This window comes from Nocardiopsis sp. NPDC058631, assembly GCF_042716955.1.
Lineage (GTDB): Bacteria > Actinomycetota > Actinomycetes > Streptosporangiales > Streptosporangiaceae > Nocardiopsis.
Map to the genome: position 1 here is coordinate 1 of NZ_JBHXQY010000108.1, position 21591 is coordinate 21591.

The 21591-nt window shown below is 71.7% G+C and carries 15 protein-coding genes and 1 tRNA gene; 4 read left to right on the plus strand and 12 right to left on the minus strand.

Features of this window, described 5'->3' with window-relative positions:
- Nucleotides 1-127: 127 nt before the first annotated feature.
- Nucleotides 128-1753: an L-glutamate gamma-semialdehyde dehydrogenase gene (gene pruA, locus ACFWTE_RS25700; protein ID WP_378782476.1), complete on the minus strand. Its 1626-nt coding sequence runs from the start codon at nucleotides 1751-1753 to the stop codon at nucleotides 128-130.
- Between the two features lie 142 nt (nucleotides 1754-1895).
- Between pruA and ACFWTE_RS25705 the strand changes: the two genes are divergently transcribed.
- A complete protein-coding gene (locus ACFWTE_RS25705) occupies nucleotides 1896-3734 on the plus strand; it encodes a helix-turn-helix domain-containing protein (RefSeq protein ID WP_378782477.1) in 1839 nt (612 codons plus the stop codon).
- Between the two features lie 97 nt (nucleotides 3735-3831).
- Here the strand turns inward: ACFWTE_RS25705 and ACFWTE_RS25710 are convergent.
- The 7 genes from ACFWTE_RS25710 to ACFWTE_RS25740 form a co-directional block, all read right to left on the minus strand.
- A tRNA-Leu gene (locus tag ACFWTE_RS25710) sits at nucleotides 3832-3908 on the minus strand.
- A gap of 149 nt (nucleotides 3909-4057) precedes the next feature.
- Nucleotides 4058-5434 carry an NAD(P)/FAD-dependent oxidoreductase gene (locus ACFWTE_RS25715; protein ID WP_378782478.1) on the minus strand — a complete coding sequence of 459 codons (1377 nt, stop codon included), beginning with the start codon at nucleotides 5432-5434 and terminating at the stop codon, nucleotides 4058-4060.
- Between the two features lie 328 nt (nucleotides 5435-5762).
- Nucleotides 5763-6761 carry an exopolyphosphatase gene (locus tag ACFWTE_RS25720; protein WP_378782479.1) on the minus strand — a complete coding sequence of 333 codons (999 nt, stop codon included), beginning with the start codon at nucleotides 6759-6761 and terminating at the stop codon, nucleotides 5763-5765.
- Nucleotides 6758-7372, minus strand: a complete 615-nt coding sequence (locus tag ACFWTE_RS25725; RefSeq protein WP_378782480.1) for a DUF501 domain-containing protein — start codon at nucleotides 7370-7372, stop codon at nucleotides 6758-6760. Before ACFWTE_RS25725 ends, ACFWTE_RS25720 begins: the two co-directional genes overlap by 4 nt.
- 87 nt (nucleotides 7373-7459) lie before the next feature.
- On the minus strand, nucleotides 7460-7831 hold the full coding sequence (locus ACFWTE_RS25730; protein ID WP_378782481.1) for a septum formation initiator family protein: 372 nt from the start codon (nucleotides 7829-7831) through the stop codon (nucleotides 7460-7462).
- 183 nt (nucleotides 7832-8014) lie between these two features.
- The gene (gene eno / locus ACFWTE_RS25735) at nucleotides 8015-9298 is read right to left on the minus strand and encodes a phosphopyruvate hydratase (RefSeq protein WP_378782482.1); all 1284 of its coding nucleotides are present in this window, start codon (nucleotides 9296-9298) and stop codon (nucleotides 8015-8017) included.
- A 103-nt stretch (nucleotides 9299-9401) separates the two neighbouring features.
- On the minus strand, nucleotides 9402-9977 hold the full coding sequence (locus tag ACFWTE_RS25740; RefSeq protein WP_378782483.1) for a TetR/AcrR family transcriptional regulator: 576 nt from the start codon (nucleotides 9975-9977) through the stop codon (nucleotides 9402-9404).
- 329 nt (nucleotides 9978-10306) lie between these two features.
- Here ACFWTE_RS25740 and ACFWTE_RS25745 point away from each other — a divergent pair, with 329 nt between their 5' ends.
- Nucleotides 10307-11764, plus strand: a complete 1458-nt coding sequence (locus ACFWTE_RS25745) for an FtsW/RodA/SpoVE family cell cycle protein (protein WP_378782484.1) — start codon at nucleotides 10307-10309, stop codon at nucleotides 11762-11764.
- A 12-nt stretch (nucleotides 11765-11776) separates the two neighbouring features.
- On the opposite strand, the gene ACFWTE_RS25750 is transcribed toward ACFWTE_RS25745, so the two are convergent.
- The gene (locus ACFWTE_RS25750; protein WP_378782485.1) at nucleotides 11777-12523 is read right to left on the minus strand and encodes a MazG family protein; all 747 of its coding nucleotides are present in this window, start codon (nucleotides 12521-12523) and stop codon (nucleotides 11777-11779) included.
- A 53-nt stretch (nucleotides 12524-12576) separates the two neighbouring features.
- Complete coding sequence (cysC, locus tag ACFWTE_RS25755) at nucleotides 12577-14145, minus strand: adenylyl-sulfate kinase (RefSeq protein ID WP_378782486.1); 1569 nt, start codon at nucleotides 14143-14145, stop codon at nucleotides 12577-12579.
- Nucleotides 14146-14491: 346 nt separating this feature from the next.
- Between cysC and mfd the strand changes: the two genes are divergently transcribed.
- Nucleotides 14492-18100 carry a transcription-repair coupling factor gene (gene mfd, locus ACFWTE_RS25760; RefSeq protein ID WP_378782487.1) on the plus strand — a complete coding sequence of 1203 codons (3609 nt, stop codon included), beginning with the start codon at nucleotides 14492-14494 and terminating at the stop codon, nucleotides 18098-18100.
- 57 nt (nucleotides 18101-18157) lie between these two features.
- On the opposite strand, the gene ACFWTE_RS25765 is transcribed toward mfd, so the two are convergent.
- A complete protein-coding gene (locus tag ACFWTE_RS25765) occupies nucleotides 18158-19768 on the minus strand; it encodes a DUF6350 family protein (RefSeq protein WP_378782489.1) in 1611 nt (536 codons plus the stop codon).
- 275 nt (nucleotides 19769-20043) lie between these two features.
- Between ACFWTE_RS25765 and ACFWTE_RS25770 the strand changes: the two genes are divergently transcribed.
- The gene (locus tag ACFWTE_RS25770; protein WP_378782488.1) at nucleotides 20044-20580 is read left to right on the plus strand and encodes a DUF1707 domain-containing protein; all 537 of its coding nucleotides are present in this window, start codon (nucleotides 20044-20046) and stop codon (nucleotides 20578-20580) included.
- A gap of 127 nt (nucleotides 20581-20707) precedes the next feature.
- On the opposite strand, the gene sucD is transcribed toward ACFWTE_RS25770, so the two are convergent.
- Nucleotides 20708-21586: a succinate--CoA ligase subunit alpha gene (sucD, locus tag ACFWTE_RS25775; protein ID WP_378782490.1), complete on the minus strand. Its 879-nt coding sequence runs from the start codon at nucleotides 21584-21586 to the stop codon at nucleotides 20708-20710.
- Nucleotides 21587-21591 lie beyond the last annotated feature (5 nt).

A 21591-nucleotide genomic window follows, 5' to 3' on the forward strand; every position in this document is an offset into this window, starting at 1 on the left:
CTACAAATTTCTTTGTGGGGGGTGTGTTTTGTTTTTTCCGACCCGGCCCCCGGGGGGGGGGGGGGGTTCCGGGGGGGGGGGGGCGCCCCCCCCCCCCCCCGGGCGGGGGGGGGGTGCGGGCCCGGGACTACCCCTGGTGGGGGTAGGAGGAGACCGTCGGTGCGACGAACGTCTCCTTGATGGCGCGCGGGCTGGACCAGCGGGACAGGTTCTGCGCGGAACCGGCCTTGTCGTTGGTGCCGGAGGCGCGGCCGCCGCCGAAGGGCTGCTGGCCCACGATGGAGCCGGTCGGCCGGTCGTTGACGTAGAAGTTGCCCGCCGTGAAGCGCAGCGCCTCGGTGGCCCTGGCGACCGCGGCGCGGTCCTTGGCCAGGATGGCGCCGGTCAGGGCGTAGGCCGAACCCTCGTCGACGACCTTGAGGATGTCCTCGAACTCGTCGTCCTCGTAGACGTGGACGGCGATGACCGGACCGAAGTACTCGGTGCGGAACACGTCGTTGGTCGGGTCCGTGCCCTCGATGATGGTCGGGCGCACGAAGTAGCCGACGGAGTCGTCGGCGGTTCCGCCGGCGATGATGTCCAGGGTCGGGTCGGACTTGGCGTCCTCCAGGACCTTGGAAAGCTTGTCGAAGGAGCGGCGGTCGATGACGGCGCCGACGAAGTTCGACAGGTCGGTGACGTCGCCCATGGTCAGGGCCTCGGTCTCGGCGACCAGGTCGTCGCGCACCTGCTCCCACACGGAGCGGGCGACGAAGGCGCGCGAGGCGGCCGAGCACTTCTGACCCTGGTACTCGAAGGCACCGCGGACGATCGCGGTGCGCAGGACCTCGGGGTCGGCGGAGGAGTGCGCGACGATGAAGTCCTTGCCGCCGGTCTCGCCGACGATCCGCGGGTAGCTGCGGTACGAGGAGATGTTCTCGCCGACGCTCTTCCACAGGTGCTGGAAGGTCTTGGTCGAACCGGTGAAGTGCACACCGGCCAGCTCGGGGTCGTTCAGGGCGACGTCGGAGACGGCGAGGCCGTCACCGGTGACCATGTTGATGACGCCCGGGGGCATCCCGGCCTCCTCCAGGAGGCGCATGGTCAGCTCCGCGGCGAACTGCTGGGTCGGGGAGGGCTTCCACACGACCACGTTGCCCATGAGAGCCGGGGCCGTGGGGAGGTTGCCCGCGATGGCGGTGAAGTTGAAGGGGGTGATCGCGTAGACGAACCCCTCCAGCGGGCGCTGCTCCATGCGGTTCCAGACGCCGCGGACGCTCAGCGGCTGCTGGGCGATCAGCTCGCGGGCGTAGGAGACGTTGAAGCGCCAGAAGTCGATGAGCTCACAGGCCGCGTCGATCTCCGCCTGCTGGACGGTCTTGGACTGGCCGAGCATGGTGGCGGCGTTGATGGTGGCGCGCCAGGGGCCGGCGAGGAGGTCGGCGGCGCGCAGGAGGATGGCGGCACGGTCGTCGAAGGACATCGCGCGCCAGGCCGGGGCCGCGGCCTTGGCCGCGGCGACGGCGTCGCGGGCGTCGTCGCGGGTCGCGTTGCGCATGGTGCCCAGGACGGCGGCGTGACGGTGCGGCTGCACGACGTCGATGGGGTCTCCGCCACCCATACGGCTCTCGCCGTTGATGCGCATCGGCAGGTCGATGCTCTGCCTGCCGAGTTCCTCCAGCTCGGCGACGAGCGCCGCGCGCTCGGCGCTGCCGGGCGCGTAGGACAGAACGGGTTCGTTCTGCGGCAGCGGGACGTTGGTCACGGCGTCCATGGGCACCTCCCCAGTTAAGAATGTCCCTGAAACGAGCAGGGTTGAGCTGACTCAACGCTCTCAGAACAAGGCCGTGCGAACCTTGTGGGGCAGGCCACTCTTTGCCCGCCTTATTTGTTCACTAGGACAAAATGGGACACATATGAGTACTGACACCCCACCACCAGGCCCGTTCCACCCGTCCGGCGGCGACGCGCGCCGACCAGGGGCAGGAACGAGCGTCTTCGCAGGTCACTCCGTACACGATGGGGAGGGTTCGACGGGGGTCCCGCTGCGCAGACTCCTGCTGGCACTCGGCGACCCCGTCGTGGACGTGGCCGCCGCACCCGGCGGACTCGATGTCCAGGTGGACAACGTCGTCATCCTCGACCCGGAGGACCGCGCCGAGGTACGCGAGGGCGACCTGGTGCTGTTGATCGGGGCCCGCGGCGTGGCCGCGCGCAGGCTCGTCCGCACGCTCGCCGAGCAGGGCGCCGCGGCGGTCGCCGTCAAGACCGGTGGGCACCCCCAGGAGGACGTGATGCCGCCGCCCGCGGGCACCAGGGCCGGTCGGCCTCGGTCGGGCGGGACCGACGGGTTGCGGGCTCTGCGCAGCGAGGCGCGGGAGGCGGGGATCGTGCTGCTCGCCGTCCGCGCCGAGGTGCGGTGGGACCAGTTGCAGGCGGTGTGCCAGAGCATCGTGGACGACGCCCGGCTGACCGCCGTCGAGGACCTGGGCGAGTCCGGCGGCGACCTGTTCTCGATGGCGCAGACGATCGCCCAGCTGACCGGGGGCCTGGTGAGCATCGAGGACGCGGCCAGCCGTGTGCTGGCCTATTCCAGCGGCGCGGAGGTCGACGAGTTGCGGCGGCTGTCGGTACTGGGCAGGCGCGGGCCGGAGTCGTACCTGGCGCTGCTGCGCGAGTGGGGGGTGTTCTCGAAGCTGCGTGCGGGCGAGGAGGTGGTGCGTATCGAGGAGCACCCCGATCTGGGCATCCGACGCCGCCTGGCCGTGGGCATCCACGCGGGACGCCAGCCGCTCGGGGCCATCTGGGTGCAGGAGGGGGCGCGGCCGCTGGCCGAGAACGCCGAGGAGGCACTGCTGGGCGCCGCCCGCACCACCGCGTTGCAGATGATCCGGCAGCGGAGCCAGGCCAGCGCGGGGCTGCGGTTGCGCGAGGACCTGCTGTCGAGCCTGCTGGAGGGTCGGATCGATGCCGGTGCGCTGGCCGACACGGTGGAGGTACACGCGGACCGCGGCGCGCTGGTGGTGGCGTTCTCGCTGCTGGAGGCCCCGGAGGGCGACGGGGAGGAGCGGGCCGAACGTCCCGACCGGCCTGCCCGGGAGTTGCGTCGGCGGCAGTTGATCGACCTGGTGTCGGTGCACACGGCGGCCTACCGTCGCAGCGCCCTGGTGACGGAGCTGGGGGGCCGGGTGTACGTCCTGCTGCCGGATCTGGAGCGCGGCAGGGAGGGGTGGCGCGGGGTGGAGCAGTCGGTGCTGGCGCTGACGCGCAAGACGGTGGCGGCCGCGCGCACGGCCCTGGGCGCCCGGGTACAGGCGGCGGTGGGTTCGCTGATGGAGCGGCTGGCGGACGTGCCGGACTCGCGGGCCGAGGCGGACCGGGTCCTGGACGCGATGGGCCGCGACCTGGAGCGGAACCAGGACTGGGAGGTGGCGACCATCTCCGACGTGCGTTCGCGGGTACTGATCAGCGAGACGCTGGCCCGGCTCCGGGAGGACCCGTCGCTACGCGATCCGCGGGTGAGCCGGTTGGTCGAGCACGACCGCGCGGGCGGCGCCGACCTGGTGCACTCGCTCCTGGCCTATCTGGAGGCGTTCGGGGACGCGCGGTCGGCGGCCGAGCGGTTGCACATCCACCCCAACACGCTGCGGTACCGGGTGCGCAGGGCCGCCTCGGTGAGCGGAATCGATCTGGGTGACCCGGGGGAACGCCTGTTCACGCAGCTGCAGCTGCTGATGGAGCAGCAGAGCACGTAGCGCTCCCGTGCGGCTTGCTTGCTCCGGCAGCCCCGCGTGAGGGCGTTTCCCGGGCCCCGCACACGGGCGCGGCGGAGCCGGGACCCGCTGCGGACTCTGGTACCCCCGGTCGGACTCGAACCGACACTTGTGACCCTTTTAGGGGGCCTGCCTCTTCCATTGGGCTACGAGGGCTTGCCCATCATACCGGCCGAGTTAGTTGCCCACTTTGCTTGAGCTTGGCCGGTTATGGTCACGAAAAGACCGGCTCCCCTGAGGAAACCGGCCGTTTCGTGCGCCTGGGCTGGGGACCGCGCGTGTGGGTGGCGCGCGGTCGGGCCGGGTCAGCTCACCCGGCGGAGGCGGCCGTCCTCGACCTGCGGGTGGCTGGCCTCCTCGAAGGCCTGGCGGGGCTCGGCCATCTCCGGGAGCGCGGCGAAGTCGCGGCGCAGGAAGAGGGCGAGCGTCCAGTCCGACAGCACCCGCATCTTGCGGTTGAAGGTCGGCACCGCGAACAGGTGGTAGGCCCGGTGGGCGTACCAGGCGAGGCGGCCGTTCAGCTTGATCACGCCGAACAGCTGGGCGGCGCCCTTGTGCAGGCCGAGTCCGGCGACCGCGCCGAGGTTCTTGTGCTTGTAGGCGGTGAGCTCGGTGTTGCGCAGCGAGGCGATCACGTTGCCGGCGAGCACCGGGGCCTGGCGGACCGCGTTCTGGGCGTTGGGCGGGTAGTAGCCGCCGTTGCCGTCGGGGACCTGGGCGTTGTCGCCTCCGGCGAACGCGTTCTCCACACCGTTGACGGTGAGGAACTCGCTCGTGTCCACGTGGCCCTTGGGGCCGAGGGGCAGGTCGCTGGCGGCCACGACCGGGCTGGGCTTGACGCCCGCGGTCCACACGAGGGTGCCCGCGTCGAACTCGGCGCCGTCGCTGAGCTTGATGCGCTGGTCGGTCGCCGACTCCAGGAACGTCTTGAGCCGGACGTCGATGCCGCGGCGGCGCAGCTGGTTGAGGGCCTTGTTCCCGACCTCGGGGCCGACCTCGGGCAGGATCTTGTCGGCCGCCTCGATGAGGTAGAACCGCACGTCTTCGAGGTCGATCGAGTGGTGGAGCCGGACCGCGTCGCGGACCATGTCCTCCAGCTCGGCGATCGCCTCGGCGCCGGCGAAACCGCCGCCGACGAAGACGAAGTTCAGCGCCTTGCGCCGGGTGGCCTCGTCGTCGGTGGAGTCGGCGATGGTCAGCTGGTTGAGGACGTGGTTGCGGAGGTAGGCGGCCTCCTCCACGGTCTTGATCCCGATCCCCCACTCGGCCAGGCCGGGGATGGGGAGGGTGCGTGAGACGGCTCCCGCGGCCATGACCAGGTAGTCGTAGGCGAGGGTCTCGGGCTCGCCGACGTTGGGCTCGTAGCGGACCTGGCGGTCGGCGTGGTCGATGCGCACGACGCGCCCGCCCAGGACGCGGACCCGGTCGAAGACCTTGCGCAGCGGGACGACGACGTGGCGCGGCGAGATGTTGCCGGACGCGGTCTCGGGCAGGAAGGGCTGGTAGGTCATGTAGGAGTTGGGGTCGATGACGGTGATCCGCGCCTCGCCCGCCCCGAGCTTCTTCTCCAGCCGCCTCGCGGTGTACATCCCGAGGTAGCCGCCTCCGACGATGAGGATGTGCGGGATCTCCGCTTCGTCCCCTCCGCCGTGTACCAGCCGGTAGTTCCTGCTCTCGGTCATCGCATATCCGCCCTAAAGGTTTCTGTCGCGCCCGCCCGGGGCCGCGAAGGTCTCGCGGTCTCCGGTCACCCGCACTCGCGTTCCGGCGGGGCACCATCCCCGCCGTGGTGGGTACCCGACTTTTCGGGTGGTGCTTGTGCATTCTTTCACAAGCACCTACCGACAGAGAAGGTTCACATCTACCCACCTTCCCACCACTTCCGCACCCGCAAGCCTTGCGTTTCCGCAGGTCAGAGTGGTTGTGAAAGCATTCACAAGGGCCTTTCGAGGTGATGCGTCTCACCCGGAGGACCCTGTTCGAGGTCCCCGAAAGTCCCTTGCGGAACGCCTACGCCTGGACCACGAGGCTCCAGGCGACACCGTCCAGGATGTCGTGCTCACTCGTCGTGAACGCGTCCGCGCCCGTACGGGCGAGCACCCGTGACAGGACGAGCGCGCCCGCGCCGATCACGTCCACCCGGCCGGGGTGCATGACGCCGATCTCCGCCCGCTCCGCCGAGGTCGCCCCGAGGAGCTCACCGGTGATGCGGTCGAGGTCGGCCCTGCCCACCCGGGAGTGGTGGATCCGCTCCGGGTCGTAGGCGGGCAGGTCCAACGCGATGCCGGCGACCGTGGTCGCCGTTCCCGCGACGCACACGACCGATCCCGCCTCGCGGAGCGGTACGACCCGCTCGACCTCGTCGAGTGCGGCGTCGATGTCGGCGGTGGCCGCGGCGATCTGCTCGGCCGTGGGCGGGTCGTCGCGCAGGTGCCGCTCGGTCATGCGCACGCAGCCCACGTCCACCGACAGCGCCGCGCGGACCAGCTCGCCGTCCTCGCCGCCCTCCGGGCCCGTCCCCAGGACGAACTCGGTGGAACCGCCGCCGATGTCCACCACGAGGAACGGCGGGGTGAGCTCGCTTGTTCCCTCCTCCGCCGCCTCGGCGTCGAACTCGGCGGTGGCGCCCACGAACGACAGCTCGGCCTCGTCCAGGCCCGTGACCACCTCGGGCTCCACCCCGATGATCTCCCGGACCCCGTCGATGAACACCTCGCGGTTGGCCGCGTCCCGCGTGGCGCTGGTGGCGACCATGCGTACCGCGTCCGGCCCCAGGGTGATGCCGTGGGCCGCGATGGCCTCGGCGTAGCCGCGGAGCGCCTCGAAGGTCCGCTCCAGGGCCTCGGGGGAGAACTCCCCGGTCTCGTCGACGCCCTCGCCCAGCCGCACGATCTCCATGCGCCGGTCGACGTCGACCACCTGCACCTCGTCGCCGTCGATGTGGACCACGTCGGCGATCAGCAGCCTGATGGAGTTGGTTCCGCAGTCGATCGCCGCGACACCGCTCATGACCCGTTCCCCTCACTGCCCTCGCGGGCGTCCTCGTCGACACACACGCACGGGCCCTTGTCCCACCAGTGCGGCAGTTCCTCCAGCGCCTCGGCGCCGAAGGGGTTGGTTCCCGGCGCGGCCAGCTCGTGGCCGACCAGCGCGTGCAGGCACTTGACCCGGGTGGGCATGCCCCCGGTGCTCTGCATCCCCTCGGGCAGCGGCTCGACCCCGTCCAGGCGGGCCTGTTCGGCCCGCTCCTCGATGTAGGACTCGTGCGCCCCGGTATAGGCCTCACGGAGCTGCGGGTCCGTCCCGAGACGGTCCTGCATCTCGCGCATGCGGCCGGAGTTCTCCATCCGGCCGATGGCCGAGGCCGCGCGCGGGCACGTGAGGTAGTACAGCGTGGGGAAGGGGGTGCCGTCCTCCAGGCGGGGCGCGGTGCGCACCACGTCGGGGAGGCCGCACGGGCAGCGGTGCGCGACCCCGCGTACCCCGCGCGGGGTACGGCCCAGTTGGAGTTCGATGGCGGCGATGTCGCGGGCGGCGACCGGGTTCTCGGAGTGGCCGTCGGGACCGGCGCCCGCCGGTCCGGCGGCGCGCCCGGGCACGGGCTGATCAGCGGAAGTCATGGCGCACCCAGCATAGGGCCGTACCCGCACCCCTGCCGCACCCGGGAGCGGGACCCCCGGTCACGGGGCCACGCCGGGCTTTTGCGGTCAGAGTCCGTCGTCGGGCGGCGGGCTGTCCGCCTCCTCGACCGAGCGCCACAGTGTGGTGAACCACGGCTCGCTCGGGCCGGTCTCGGCCTCGTCTTCGTCCTCGGTGTCCGGGGGGATGACGATGTAGGCGGTCTCCCCGGGGTACTGGTAGTGCAGCCGTGCGCGGGCCTCGCGTTCGACGTACTCGTCCTGGGACAGCTCCTGCTCGCGTCGGCGCAGGTCGAGGACGTTCTCCTCCATGCTCGCGCGTTCGTCCCGGAGCTGGGCGATCTGGGCCCGCTGCGCGACGTACTCGCGCAGCGGGTAGGCCAGGCTCATCGCGACGGCGCACACCACGAGGGCGAGGATCGCCGCGCGGCTGGTGAGCATGGGCCGCACCCTGGGGGTGGTGCGGCCCGTGCCCTTCCCCGGCACCCTGCCCTTGTCAGGACCGGTGCCCGTGCCCTTGGGTCCCGCCTTGCTCCGGGCAGACCTGCCCGCCGACCTGTCGGCTTCGGACGCCTTCTCGGCCTTTGGGGGTGGCTGCTTGGATTCGCGGGACACTGGGGCAGACTAGCCGCGCCTGGCGAAGCGCGGGAAGGCCGACACGCCCGCGTAGACGGCGGCGTCGTCCAGTTCCTCCTCGATGCGCAGCAGCTGGTTGTACTTGGCGACGCGCTCGCTGCGGGCCGGGGCGCCGGTCTTGATCTGACCGGCGTTGGTGGCCACCGCGATGTCGGCGATGGTGGTGTCCTCGGTCTCGCCGGAGCGGTGGCTGATCATCGCCGTGTAGCCGCTGCGCTGGGCCATGGCGACCGCGTCCAGGGTCTCGGTGAGGGTACCGATCTGGTTGACCTTGACCAGCAGCGAGTTGGCGGTGTCGGCGAGGATGCCGCGCTGGAGCCGCTCGGGGTTGGTGACGAACAGGTCGTCGCCCACCAGCTGGACCTTGTCGCCGAGCTCGGCGGTGAGGGTCTTCCAGCCCTCCCAGTCCTCCTCGTCGAGGGGGTCCTCGATCGAGACGAACGGGTAGGCGTCGACCAGCTCGGCGTAGTACGCGGTCATGTCGGCGGACGTGCGGGCCTTGCCCTCGAAGGTGTAGACGCCGTCGTTGAACAGCTCGGAGGCGGCCACGTCCAGGGCGAGCGCGATGTCGGTGCCCGGGGTGTAGCCGGCCTTCTCGATGGCCTCGACGATCAGGTCGAGGGCCGCGCGGTTGCTGTCCAGGTTGGGGGCGAAGCCTCCCTCGTCACCCACGCCGGTGCCCAGGCCGTGGGCCTTGAGGACCGACTTGAGGGAGTGGTAGACCTCTGTGCCCCAGCGCAGCGCCTCGGAGAACGTGGACGCCCCGATCGGGGCGACCATGAACTCCTGGATGTCGACGTTGCTGTCGGCGTGCGCGCCGCCGTTGAGGATGTTCATCATCGGCACGGGAAGCACGTGCGCGTTCGGACCGCCGATGTAGCGGAACAGCGGCAGCCCGGCCTCCTGGGCTGCGGCCCTGGCCACGGCCAGGGAGGCGCCCAGGATGGCGTTGGCGCCGATCCGGGACTTGTCCGGGGTGCCGTCCAGGTCGATGAGCGCCCGGTCGATGATGCGCTGCTCGTCGGGGGCGTGGCCGAGCAGTTCGTCGGCGATCTCGTCGTTGACGGCCGTCACGGCCTTGGACACACCCTTGCCGCCGTAGCGGTCTCCGCCGTCACGCAGTTCGACCGCCTCGAACTGGCCGGTGGACGCGCCGCTGGGGACACCCGCGCGGGCGATGGTTCCGTCGTCGAGCAGAACCTCGACCTCGACTGTCGGGTTTCCCCGGGAATCAAGGATCTCCCGCGCCTGTACTGCCTCGATGGACGCCACGGTCTCTCCGTACTCTTGGGGTTTGTCGGACCACTGGTTCAGGACCCGACACGAGACTAGCGACACCACCCGCCGCCGGGTGAGGGCACCCGGCCGAATTGGTCTAGTCCTTCTGGGAGATCCCGCACACGAGGGCGGCCAGGGCGCTGTCGAGGGCGTGTTCGCGGTGGGCGAGGGCCTCCTCGGCGGAGAGCCTCACGGAGACGTCCTGGATCCCGCCGAGGGCGATGACCGCGCCCATCCTGGCGGGGACCCCGCGGTCGGGGCCGGCCAGGAGGCGGTCGAGCCTGCGCCGCCAGGCGACGACGGCGTCGATGAGGCCGACGGCGGCCAGGGAGCCGACGTCGTCGAGGACGGCGACCAGCAGCGTGCGGTGGCGCACACAGATGTCGAAGTAGTCGCCGAGGAGCTCGCGGGCGCGGCCGGGCCCCCCTTCCGGGATCTCCTCCGGCTCGTCACCGTAGGTGGCGAAGAGGTCGCCCATGTCCTGGACCAAGGGCTCGACCAGCGACTTGAGCAGGTCGTTCTTGGACGGGAAGTGGTAGTAGAGCGCCGCCTTGGTGATGCCCAGGCGCTCCGCTATCTCGCGGAGGCTCGTCCTCTCGAACCCCTTACGGGCGAACAGGTCCAGTGCCACGGCCTGGATCTCGGCCTTGGTGTCGCTCTGCGCTCTGGGCACCCGTGTCACTCCCGTTCACTCACCGCTCCGTCCCCCGAGCCTATCCGGCACCTTCCGACCGGTAAGTTACCTGCCGAACGGTAAGCATCCGCCCGGAACGCGGACGCCGGGGCAGCCGCACGGAACTCCCCGGCCCGGCGGCTGTGCCGTCGACGTGCGCCTCTACACCCCGGCCCGGCCCCCGGGCGTAGAGGCGTTCCTCGCGGGCGGCACGCCTCGGGGACGGCCACCGCGCCCCCGCCTATAGTTCAGTGGCGGAATGCCCCGTGGAACCGGGCCGAGGCTCCCGGGCCGGGTGCCTGGGCCCCGACGTGGACGGTGGAACGACAGTGGGCGACCCCGGAACCGGAGCGGTGGCCGCCGACGGAGCCCTCCCGCCGGTGAACAAGCGGGGCTCCGAACTCATCCTGCTCGTGGCCGCGCTCGTGACGGTCGCGGCGACCCTCCTGTCGGCGTCCCTGTCCGTCACCGGCGGAGTCGCCCCCGGTCCGGCCGCCTACCTGGCCGTCCTCTGCGCCGGGGCCCTCTCCCTGCACGTGCTCCTCCGCCGGGTCGCCCCCTACGCCGACCCGGTCGTCATGCCGGTCGCCACCGTCCTGAACGGCCTGGGCGTCACCGTGATCTGGGTCGTCCAGATGACCCGCTCCACGACCCTCGGGGAGCACGGGGACGCCGACCGCCAGATGGTGTGGACGGTGGCCGGCATGGCCCTGTGCGCCGCCACGGTGGTGATCGTCCGCCGCCCGCAGCGGCTCACCATGTACACGTACATGACCGCGGCCGCCGCCCTGCTCCTGCTCCTGCTGCCGCTCTCCCCCCTCGGGCACGAGGTGCTGGGCGCCCGGAGGTGGATCCGCCTCGGCCAGTTCACGATGCAGCCCTCGGAGTTCGCCAAGGTGCTCCTCGTCCTCTTCCTCGCCTCGCACCTGGGCCGTCGGCGCGAGGTGATGGCCCTGGTCACCCGCACCGTCAGGATCGGGCGGTTCAAGGTGTTCAGCGTTCCCCGCAGCCGCGACCTGGCACCCATGGCGGTGGGCTGGGGCCTGGCGATCCTCCTGCTGGTGGGCACCAGGGACCTGGGGACGTCGCTCCTGCTGTTCGGGACGTTCCTGGCGGTCCTCTACGCCGCGACCGCCCGCAAGTCGTGGGTGCTCATCGGACTCGTGGCGTTCTCGGCGGGCGCGTACGCGGCCTACCTGATGTTCGGGCACGTGCGCAACCGGGTGGAGATCTGGCTGGACCCCTTCGACGAGGAGGTGTACAGCCGCCCCGGAGGCAGCTACCAGATCGTCGAGGGCATGTTCGCGCTGGCCGGGGGCGGTCTGACGGGGACCGGTTTCGGCGACGGCTTCATCCAGGAGGTCTTCGCCGCCGACAGCGACCTGGTCCTGGTGTCGGTGGGAGAGAAGCTGGGGCTGACCGGCCTGATGGCGGTCCTGCTCCTCCTGTGCGTCCTGGCCGAACGGGGGTTTCGCATCGCGCTCGGCGCCAGGGACTGGTTCCTGAAGCTGACGGCCCTCGGATACGCGTTCCTCACCGCGTTCGACGTGTTCATCGTGCTGGGAGGAGCGACGCTCGTCATCCCCCTGACCGGTATGACCGCACCGTTCCTGTCGGCGGGCGGATCGGCGCTGGTAGCCAACTGGGTGATCATCGGCCTCTGGCTGACCATCAGCGAGACGGCGCGCCGACCGCGGTCGGGCCCCGGCGCGGAACAGGACCCGGCGACGGAGGCCATCGACGTGCGCCCTCTGCCCGGACCGCTCCGCCGCCGACGCCCGGGGTGAGTCCCGAACGGGCTATCCGCCGATCCCGTCCCAGTAGGAGCGCCACTCGGCCCCGGAGAGTTCGCGGGGCTCCCTGCCGTCGGCGCGGGCCGCGTCCTCGGCGGCGCGCACACGGGCGTCGAACCTGCGGGAGGCCGCCCTGAGGTCCGCCTCCGCGTCCCGGCCCCGTGCGCTCTCGGCGGCGATGGCGGCGAACAGCCCACCGCCCTCGGACCCGTCGTCGTCCACCAGTTCGACGGGGAAGCCGTTGCGGACGGCCCTCCTCTGGAGTTCGTGGGCGAGCAGCACGGCCGGCTGCGCGAACGGCACCCCGTCCAGGACGGAGGTGGCCCCGTCGCCCCCGGCCGCCTTCGCCTTGGCCGCGCGCTCGGCGGCCTTGATGGCCTCCCAGTTGGACCACACCTCGTCGGTGCCCGACACCTCCGCCCCGCCGAACACGTGCGGGTGGCGGCGGGTCATCTTGTCGATGATCGCGTCCGCGACGTCGTCCACCGTGAACCGCGCCGGGTCGCCCTCGGAACGCTCGGCGGCGACGGCCGCGTGGAACACCACCTGGAGCAGCACGTCGCCCAGTTCCTCGCGGAGCGAGGCCAGGTCGCCCTCCTCGATGGTCTCCAGGGTCTCGTAGGCCTCCTGGATCAGGTACTTGGCCAGCGACTCGTGGGTCTGGGCGCTGTCCCACGGGCACTCCCTGCGCAGGGTGTCCATCACCTCGACCAGGCGCAGCACACGGTGCCCGGTCGGCCGGGGGTCGGTCATCTCGGTCCTCACATCTCGGGGTCGTACCACTGCTCGTCCTGCCGCCGGCGCACCTATCCGGGCAGCCAACCGCCCTCGCGCAGCGCCGCCATCACCCTGGCCACGGACTCCGAGGGGTCCCCCCCGGTGTCCAGCACCAGGTCGGCGTCGCCGGGCTCCTCGTAGGGGTCGGAGATCCCGGTGAACTCGGCGATCTCCCCCGCGCGCGCCTTGGCGTACAGCCCCTTGCGGTCGCGGGCCTCGCACACCTCCAGCGGGGTGGCCACGTGCACGAGGAAGAAGTCGCCGTACTCCTCCACCATCGCCCGGACCTCGGCGCGGCCGTTCGCGTACGGTGCGATCGGCGCGCACACCGCCACGCCGCCGTGCCGGGTGATCTCCGCGGCCACGTAGCCGATCCGGCGGATGTTGAGCTCCCGGTCCTCCCGCGAGAACGTCAACCCGCTGGACAGCATGCGGCGGACCACGTCACCGTCCAGCAGGGTCACCGTGCGCCCGGACCGCCTGATCCCGTCGCACACCCCCCGCGCGATCGTGGACTTGCCCGACCCCGACAGGCCGGTGAACAGGAGCGTGACCCCCCGTTTCGTGCGGGCGGGGCGCAGCCGCGCCAGGACGGCGCCCACACGGGCAGGCGTGAACCAGGCGGGCAGCTCGCGCCCGTGCGCCAGCTCCGCCTCGACCTCCTCGTCGGTCGGCTCCCGGACGGCGTGCGCCGGGTCCACCCGGGTGAGGGGCTGCCACAAACCCTCGGAGGAGTCGTAGCGCCAGGGCTCGGGCTCCAGGACCGTGAGCGGCGGCCGATGGGCCATCACCTGCTCGGCGTCCGGACCGCTGCCGCCGGTCTCCACCAGCATGTGGGTGGCCCCGTACGCGGCGGCCACATGCGCGGCGAGCGCCACGTCGCGGACCCCCCAGGGGCCGCCGAGCGCACCCTCGGCACGTGCGGCGCCCCTCGGCAGGGTGCACACGGCGAACGCGGTGCGTCCGGGCAGCAGCGGTTCCGCGGCCAGGACCGCCGTGGCCATGCCCTCGTCCTCCAGGCCCGCGTCGACGATCACCAGGACCTCGGCGCGGGCTCCGCCATTGGCCTCCCCCAGCGCGTCGGCCTCGGCGCGGATCTGGTGCAGGGCCCGGTGGTGCAGGGGCCTGTCGGTGACGACCGCCAGCAGTGACCGGCCGGAGGAGGGTTCGAGTTCGCGTTGGCCCCGCACCTCGGCGGGTGAGGACCGCAGCTTGCGCAGCACGCCGTACATGGGCGGGCGCAGCAGGGTCACGTCCCCGGCCAGGTGGTGACCGTTCCCGTCCTCCCAGTGCTCGGTGACGGCCAGCTCCGCCAGTGGCGCGCCCTCGGGGTCGGTGAGGGTCAGCAGAGCGGCCCCCACCAGCGCCTCCGGCACCTCCAGGGTGACCGGAACCGGCCAGGGGCGCCCGTCGGGCAGCCTCCCGGTGCGCTCCACCGACACCGCCTCGGCCCTCGTCATGAAGCCGGGCAGCGGATAGGAGCCGTTGAGGACCAGCTCCAGATGGGCGAGACCGTCCGGACCTGGGACGAAGACCGGGGCGCCCGGCTGTCCGCCTCCGCCCTCCGGCGCGCTCCCACTCCTGATCGCACTCACCACGAGGTTCCTCTCCTACGGTGTCCCGGAAACGGCCTCTAGCGTATGCCCGCAGGCCCCGGCCTCCCCGCGCGCACTACGGGGAGCGCGGTCCGGACGGCGGACAACCGGAATAGAAGCGCCTCATGGGCGGTTCCAGGCACTGTGCACCGTCCCACCCGCGCCGGACACCGCACGCGTACGGCACAAGCCGACCAGTAGGGCGTTCGTCCACACCCCGCCCGCGCGAAACCTCCGGACTCGGTAGTCTGAGGAGTGCCGGGCGTCCACTCCCGCAGCCGCCTTCTCGACGTGCAGGCCGCGACCACCGCCTGATCCGGACCCACTTCCACTTTCAGTTTCTGGTGCTATGAGCCTTATTGGACTTCTCGCCGACGTCTCCAGGGACCCGGCACTGCACAGCGCGATCGAGGCCGCCCGACGCGGACTCGATCCCCACCTCGACCTCGTCGCGCCCGCCGCGCTGCGCCCCTTCATGGTGGGCGCGCTGGCCGCCGACGCCCCCGTGGGCGCGGGTCGGCCCGTCCTCGCCGTCACCGCCACCGAGCGGGAGGCCTCCGACCTGACCGACGCGCTGCGCTCGCTGCTGCCCGAGAACTCGGTCGCGCTCTTCCCGGCCTGGGAGACCCTCCCGCACGAGCGCCTGTCCCCGCGCTCGGACACGGTCGGCCAACGCCTCGCCGTCCTGCGCCGCCTGGCCCACCCCGACCCCGCCGACCCGCTCACCGCACCGCTGCGGGTCGTCGTCGCCCCCGTGCGCAGCGTCCTGCAACCACTGGTGGCCGGGCTCGGCGACCTGGAGCCGGTCCGTATCCGACCGGGGGACGAGGCGTCCCTGGAGGCCGTGGTCACGGCCCTGGCCGACACCGGCTACGCCCGGGTCGACCTGGTCGAGAAGCGCGGCGACATGGCCGTGCGCGGCGGCATCCTCGACGTGTTCCCGCCCACCGAGGAGCACCCGCTGCGGCTGGAGTTCTGGGGCGACACCGTCGAGGACATTCGCTACTTCCAGGTGGCCGACCAGCGGTCCATCGCGCCCCACGAGGGCGGCGAGGACGCGCGCACCAGCGCCGCCTCCGGCCTGTTCGCCCCACCGTGCCGCGAGCTCCTGCTCACCGACACCGTGCGCGGGCGTGCGCGGGCCCTGGCCGAGGAACACCCCTCCCTGGCCGAGATCCTGCACAAGATCGCCGACGGCGTCTCGGTCGAGGGCATGGAGGCGTTCGCGCCCGTGCTCGCCGACCGGATGGAGCCCTTCTTCACCTACCTGCCCGAGGGCGCGATGGTGGTGGGCTGCGACCCCGAGCGCATCCGCACCCGGGCCGTGGAACTGGAGGCCACCAGCGCCGAGTTCCTCGACGCCTCGTGGATCAACGCCGCCTCCGGTGGCGAGGCCCCCATCGACCTGGGCGAGTCCGCGTACATGTCCGTCTCCGAGCTGCGCGCCGCCGCCGCCGAGGTGGACCTGCCGTGGTGGGGTCTCACCCCCTTCAGCTCGGGCGAGGAGGGCGGGGCCTCCGAGGAGGACGACGCCGTCGTCGTCGGCGCCGTCCCCGCCGACTCCTACCGGGGCGACACCGAGCGGGCACTGGCCGACATCAAGGGCTGGCTGCACGACAACTGGAGCGTCGTCCTGGTCACCCAGGGCCACGGCCCCGCGGAGCGGCTGGTCGCGATGTTGCGCGACGCCGGGCTCGGCGCCGCGCTCGCCTCCGACCTTGCCGAACCGCCCCCTCCCGCCGTCGCCACGGTCACCACCGGGCTGGTCGACCACGGGTTCCTGCTGCGGACGGTCCACACGGTGGTGCTCACCGAGACCGACCTGGCAGGGCAGAAGTCCTCCACCCGGGACATGCGCAGAATGCCGAGCAGGCGGCGCGGCACCGTGGACCCGCTGCAGCTCAAGCCGGGCGACCACGTGGTGCACGAACAGCACGGCGTGGGCCGCTACCTGGAGATGGTCAGCCGCCAGATCCAGGGCGCCACCCGCGAGTACCTGCTCATCGAGTACGCGCCCTCCAAGCGCGGCCAGCCGGGCGACCGGCTCTTCGTGCCCACCGACCAGCTCGGCGAGGTCACCCGGTACGTGGGCGGCGAGGCCCCCACGCTGTCCAAGATGGGCGGTGCCGAGTGGAGCAAGGCCAAGAGCCGTGCCCGCAAGGTCGTCCGCGAGATCGCCGGTGACCTCATCCGCCTGTACTCGGCACGGCAGGCCTCGCCGGGGCACGCGTTCGGCCCGGACACCCCGTGGCAGCGGGAGCTGGAGGACGCGTTCCCGTACGTGGAGACGCCCGACCAGCTCGCCGCCATCGACGAGGTCAAGAAGGACATGTCCCGGTCGGTCCCGATGGACCGGCTGATCTGCGGCGACGTCGGCTACGGCAAGACCGAGGTCGCCGTGCGCGCCGCCTTCAAGGCCGTGCAGGACGGCAAACAGGTGGCCCTGCTGGTACCCACCACCCTTCTGGTCCAGCAGCACATGTCCACCTTCACCGAGCGGTACGCCTCGTTCCCGGTCACCGTCAAGCCCATGTCGAGGTTCCAAACCGACGGCGAGGTGGAGCTGACACGCGAGGGGCTGCGCAGCGGCGAGGTGGACGTCGTCATCGGCACGCACCGCCTGCTGTCGGCGGAGACCCGCTTCAAGGACCTGGGCCTGGTCATCATCGACGAGGAGCAGCGCTTCGGCGTGGAGCACAAGGAGGCGCTCAAACGGTTGCGCACCCAGGTCGACGTGCTGGCGATGTCGGCGACGCCGATCCCGCGCACCCTGGAGATGGGGCTGACCGGCATCCGCGAGATGACCACGATCCTCACCCCGCCCGAGGAGCGGCACCCGGTGCTCACCTTCGTGGGCCCCTACGAGGACAAGCAGATCACCGCCGCGATCCGCCGCGAGCTCATGCGCGAGGGGCAGGTGTTCTTCGTGCACAACCGGGTGGCCTCCATCGACAAGATGGCGGCCGCCATCAAACGCCTGGTGCCCGAGGCACGGGTGGCCTACGCGCACGGCCAGATGAACGAGCAGCAACTCGAAAAGGTCATGGTCGACTTCTGGGAGAAGAACTTCGACGTCCTGGTCTCCACGACCATCGTCGAGTCCGGCCTGGACGTGCCCAACGCCAACACGCTCATCATCGACCGCGCCGACACCTACGGGCTCTCCCAGCTGCACCAGCTGCGCGGCCGGGTGGGCCGCGGGCGCGATCGCGCCTACGCGTACTTCCTCTACCCGCCGGAGAAACCGCTGACGGAGACCGCGTACGAGCGGTTGGCCACGGTCGCGCAGCACACCGAGATGGGCGCGGGCATGTACGTGGCCATGAAGGACCTGGAGATCCGGGGCGCGGGCAACATCCTGGGCGCGGAGCAGTCCGGGACCATCGCGGGCGTGGGATTCGACCTGTACGTGCGCATGGTGGGCGAGGCCGTGGCCGAGCTCAAGGGCGATCCGAACGCGGTCGAGGAGGTCGAGACGAGGGTCGAGCTGCCGATCAACGCGCACATCCCGCACGACTACGTCCCGGGCGAGCGGCTGCGGCTGCAGTCGTACAAGCGCCTCGCCGGCGTCGGCAGCGAAGAGGACATCCTCGCCGCCTACGAGGAGATCACCGACCGGTACGGGACCCCGCCGCAGCAGGTGGACAACCTGATGGCGGTCGCCCGGTTCCGGGTGCTGGCCAAGTCGGCGGGGCTGTCCGACGTCGTCATGCAGGGCAGCCAGATCAGGTTCGCCCCGGTCGATCTGCGCGAGTCGCAAGAACTGCGGCTGCGGCGGATGTACCCCAAGTCCCTGCACAAGGAGACGGCGCGGACCCTGCTGGTGCCGGTACCCAAGTCCGGTGGCATGGGCGGCAAGCCGCTACGGGACCTGGAACTCCTCAAGTGGTGCACCGACCTGGTCAACGCCGTCTTCGAGCCCCAGAAGAAGACCGCTCGGAGCGCCCCGGCCCGTTAGGCCGCCGAGAAGCCCCGGCCCGGCCGACGTGTCCGACGACGCGTCGGCCGGGAGCGGTCAGGACTTGGGAGTACCGACGTCCCCGGGGTCGGCCTCGTAGGTGATGCCGTACATCTCCTCGTCCTCGCTCGGCCTCCGCCGCCACCGCCGCCCGCCGGAGTCGCGCCGGGCCTCCTTCGCCGACCTCTTCTCCTGCCGCCGGTGAAAGCGCAGCTCCCGACGGGCGTCCTTGCGGGCCCCACGCTCGGCACCCCGGTCGTCCGCCCGTGCGGCCCGGCCCCGCTCCCTGGCCGCGCGCCGCTCCTCGGGAGTGACCGGTTGGGGCCTCGCCTCCGCTCCGGACTCCTCGCCGGTGCCCCCGGCCTTCCGACGGCGCAGCGGCGTCACCGTCGCCAGCCCCTTCCCGACCGGGACGTCCGGCGGCAGCTCCACCACCGGCCTCGGAGCGGATCCGGTTCGGTCGCAGGACCGCGCCCCCGCCTTCTCGGCGGCCCTGCCGGACGCGGAGGCGTCCGGGGGCACCGTGCCTGTGCCCGGCCGCAGCTTGCGCCAGTACCACCAGTTCGCGATCCACGCGGCGACGGCGGCGGCCACCCCCACCTCCAGCGCTGCGACGAGGCCCACCTGCCACGCCGACGGCCCCACCTCGCTGAGCCGTTCGCTTCCCAACGGCCCGCCCGAGATCTCCGCCAGGGCCGCGCACAGCATCCCCGCGGTCACCCCGCACACGAACCCCCACAGGGGGGCCGCCTCGCCGACCGCGTCGGGGGCACTGCGCTGGGTCAGGACCCCGCCCACCGCTCCCGCCGCGAACGGCACCGCCAGAGCCACCAGGGACACCACCGGCGCGGCCCCGTTGTCCGGCAGTGCGGCCAGCATCGGGAACATCGGCAGGGCTCCCACCGACACCCCGGTCGGTGCGACGACGGTGCCCGCCCCCATCACGAACCCCGGCCCCAGCGCGTAACAGACCGCGAACACCACCGCGTTGGGCAGGTACGCCAGCTGGACGACCACCAGCAGGACCCCGCCGACCAGCCCGGGAGCCAGCACTCTCGTCGTCTCGACGGCCTCGGAGAAGTTCACGGCCAGGGCCGCCGTGAACAGCAGCAGCCCGCCCAGCAGGAGCGTCCCGGTGGACGCGAGCAGGCCCACCAGGAGGGACCTCGACCTGGCCGGCATCAGTTCCAGCAGGTCCCGGGTCGCCACCCCCTTGTCGCGCATCAGTTGGCGCAGGACTCCCAGCCCTGCGGCGAGGAAGGCGATGACGAACCCCATCACCAGAGCGCGCGGCATGCTCGGTTCGATCACGTCGGTGCGCGCCACGAGGGCCAGCGTGCCCGCGATCGCCGCGTAGGGGCCGGCGATCGCCACGGCCGCCCGCCACACGTACCGGAGGCGGAGGATCTCACAGGATCGGGCCAGCCACCGCCCGGACCGGTACAGCAGCAGGCCCGGCAGCAGGACCAGGCCGAGCGGGAGCAGGGCGATCTGTCCGTCGGGGACCGCGAACGACACGTGGTGGCCGACCAGCCAGGCCAGGACCGCGCCCTGGAGGATGTCGACGATCTCCTCACCGAAGGTGTCGTGCGGTGCGGCCACCCAGCCGATGATGGTGAGGGTGACGATGGCGGCCAGCCCGCTGCCCGCCGCGGTGGCCGCGGCGATGCCGCCGGTGGCGTAGAGGGGCCTGAGCCCGTCGGCGGCCGCGGCCGGGGAGGCTTCGGTGGTGGTGGGCCGCGCGCGCTTCGCCGGTCGGCCTCGGTCTGGGGGAGATCCTGGCGTACTCACCCGACTTATGCTGCCAGGGACCGGAATGCTCCGTGGTATGCGAGCCGCGCGTGTCGTGTGGGCGTCGGCGGCGGGAAACGCGGAACCGTCGGTGTCCGGCCTCCGTCATAGGACAGCAGACAGGTTTCACCCCGCACTCCGAATGGATGCCCATGGCAGGCCCCGCACCCCACCGTTACCGGCTCTCCGACGGGGAGCGCGACGAGGCGCTGGCACGGTTGCGGACCGCGCTGGAGGAGGGCCGCCTCGATGCCGAGGAGCACGCGGACCGTTCGGGTGCGGTGTTGGAGGCCCTCACCAACACGGATCTGGTCCCCGTCTTCGAGGACCTGCCCGCGGCCTGCAGACCCAGCGCACTCGCCGTCCCCGGGGCCCCGCAGCCGGGGGACGAACATCCGTACGTGCCCTCCCCGGCCGCCGGGGGGACGGCGGCGCGGCGGAAGGAGGGGGAGGACTCCCCCGGCCGCCACAAGCGGCCCCACGCGGGCGGGCTGGCGATCTGGGGCGGGATCATCTTCGTGCTCTGGGGGGTGCCGTCCATCTCCAGCGGCAACACCGGCGCCATCTTCGCCTGGCTGTTCTTCCTCGCGGTGTTCATCGCCCCGGGCCTGGTCGTGGCCTCCGTCCAGGCCGCCCGCAACAGGAACGTCCACAACAGGGCCGGGGGCGGCAGGCGCGCGATCGGCTAGGGAGTGTTTTCTGCAGGTTTTCGGGTCGGGGACACGCGGAAACGGCTCCGCCCCACCCTCCGGCAGAACCGGCGGTGGGGCGGAGCCGTGGAAGCGGACACCCGGGGGTGTGCTTACGGGGCGCGTGCTAGAACAGCTCGCGCACCAGCTTCGCAGTCTCGCTGGGGGTTTTGCCGACCTTCACGCCGGCGGCCTCCAACGCCTCCTGCTTGGCCGCGGCCGTACCCGCCGACCCCGACACGATCGCACCCGCGTGCCCCATCGTCTTACCCTCCGGAGCCGTGAACCCCGCGACATAACCCACCACGGGCTTGGTCACGTTCGCCTTCACGAACTCCGCAGCACGCTCCTCGGCGTCCCCACCGATCTCACCGATCATCACGATCACATCGGTGTCGGGGTCGGCCTCGAACGCCGCCAGCGCATCGATGTGCGTGGTCCCGATGATCGGGTCCCCACCGATACCCACCGCCGACGAGAAACCGATGTCACGCAGCTCGTACATCATCTGGTACGTCAGCGTGCCCGACTTCGACACCAGACCGATCCGGCCCGGCTTGGCGATGTCGGCCGGGATGATGCCCGCGTTGGACTGACCCGGCGTGATCAGACCCGGGCAGTTCGGGCCGATGATCCGCGTCCTGTTGCCCTTGGACCCGGCATAGGACCAGAACGCCGCGGTGTCGTGCACCGGGATGCCCTCGGTGATCACCACCGCCAGGCCGATCCCGGCGTCGATCGCCTCGACCACCGCGTCCTTGCAGAACCTGGGCGGCACGAAGATCACGGTGACGTCGGCGCCGGTGGCGGCCATGCCCTCGGCCACCGATCCGAACACGGGCACCTCGGTGCCGTCGAAGTCGACCTTCTGGCCGGCCTTGCGCGGGTTGACCCCGCCCACGATGTCGGTGCCCGAGGCGAGCATCCGACGGGTGTGCTTGGTGCCCTCAGAGCCGGTCATGCCCTGGACCAGCACCTTGCTGTCCTTGGTCAGGAAAATAGCCATGGTGT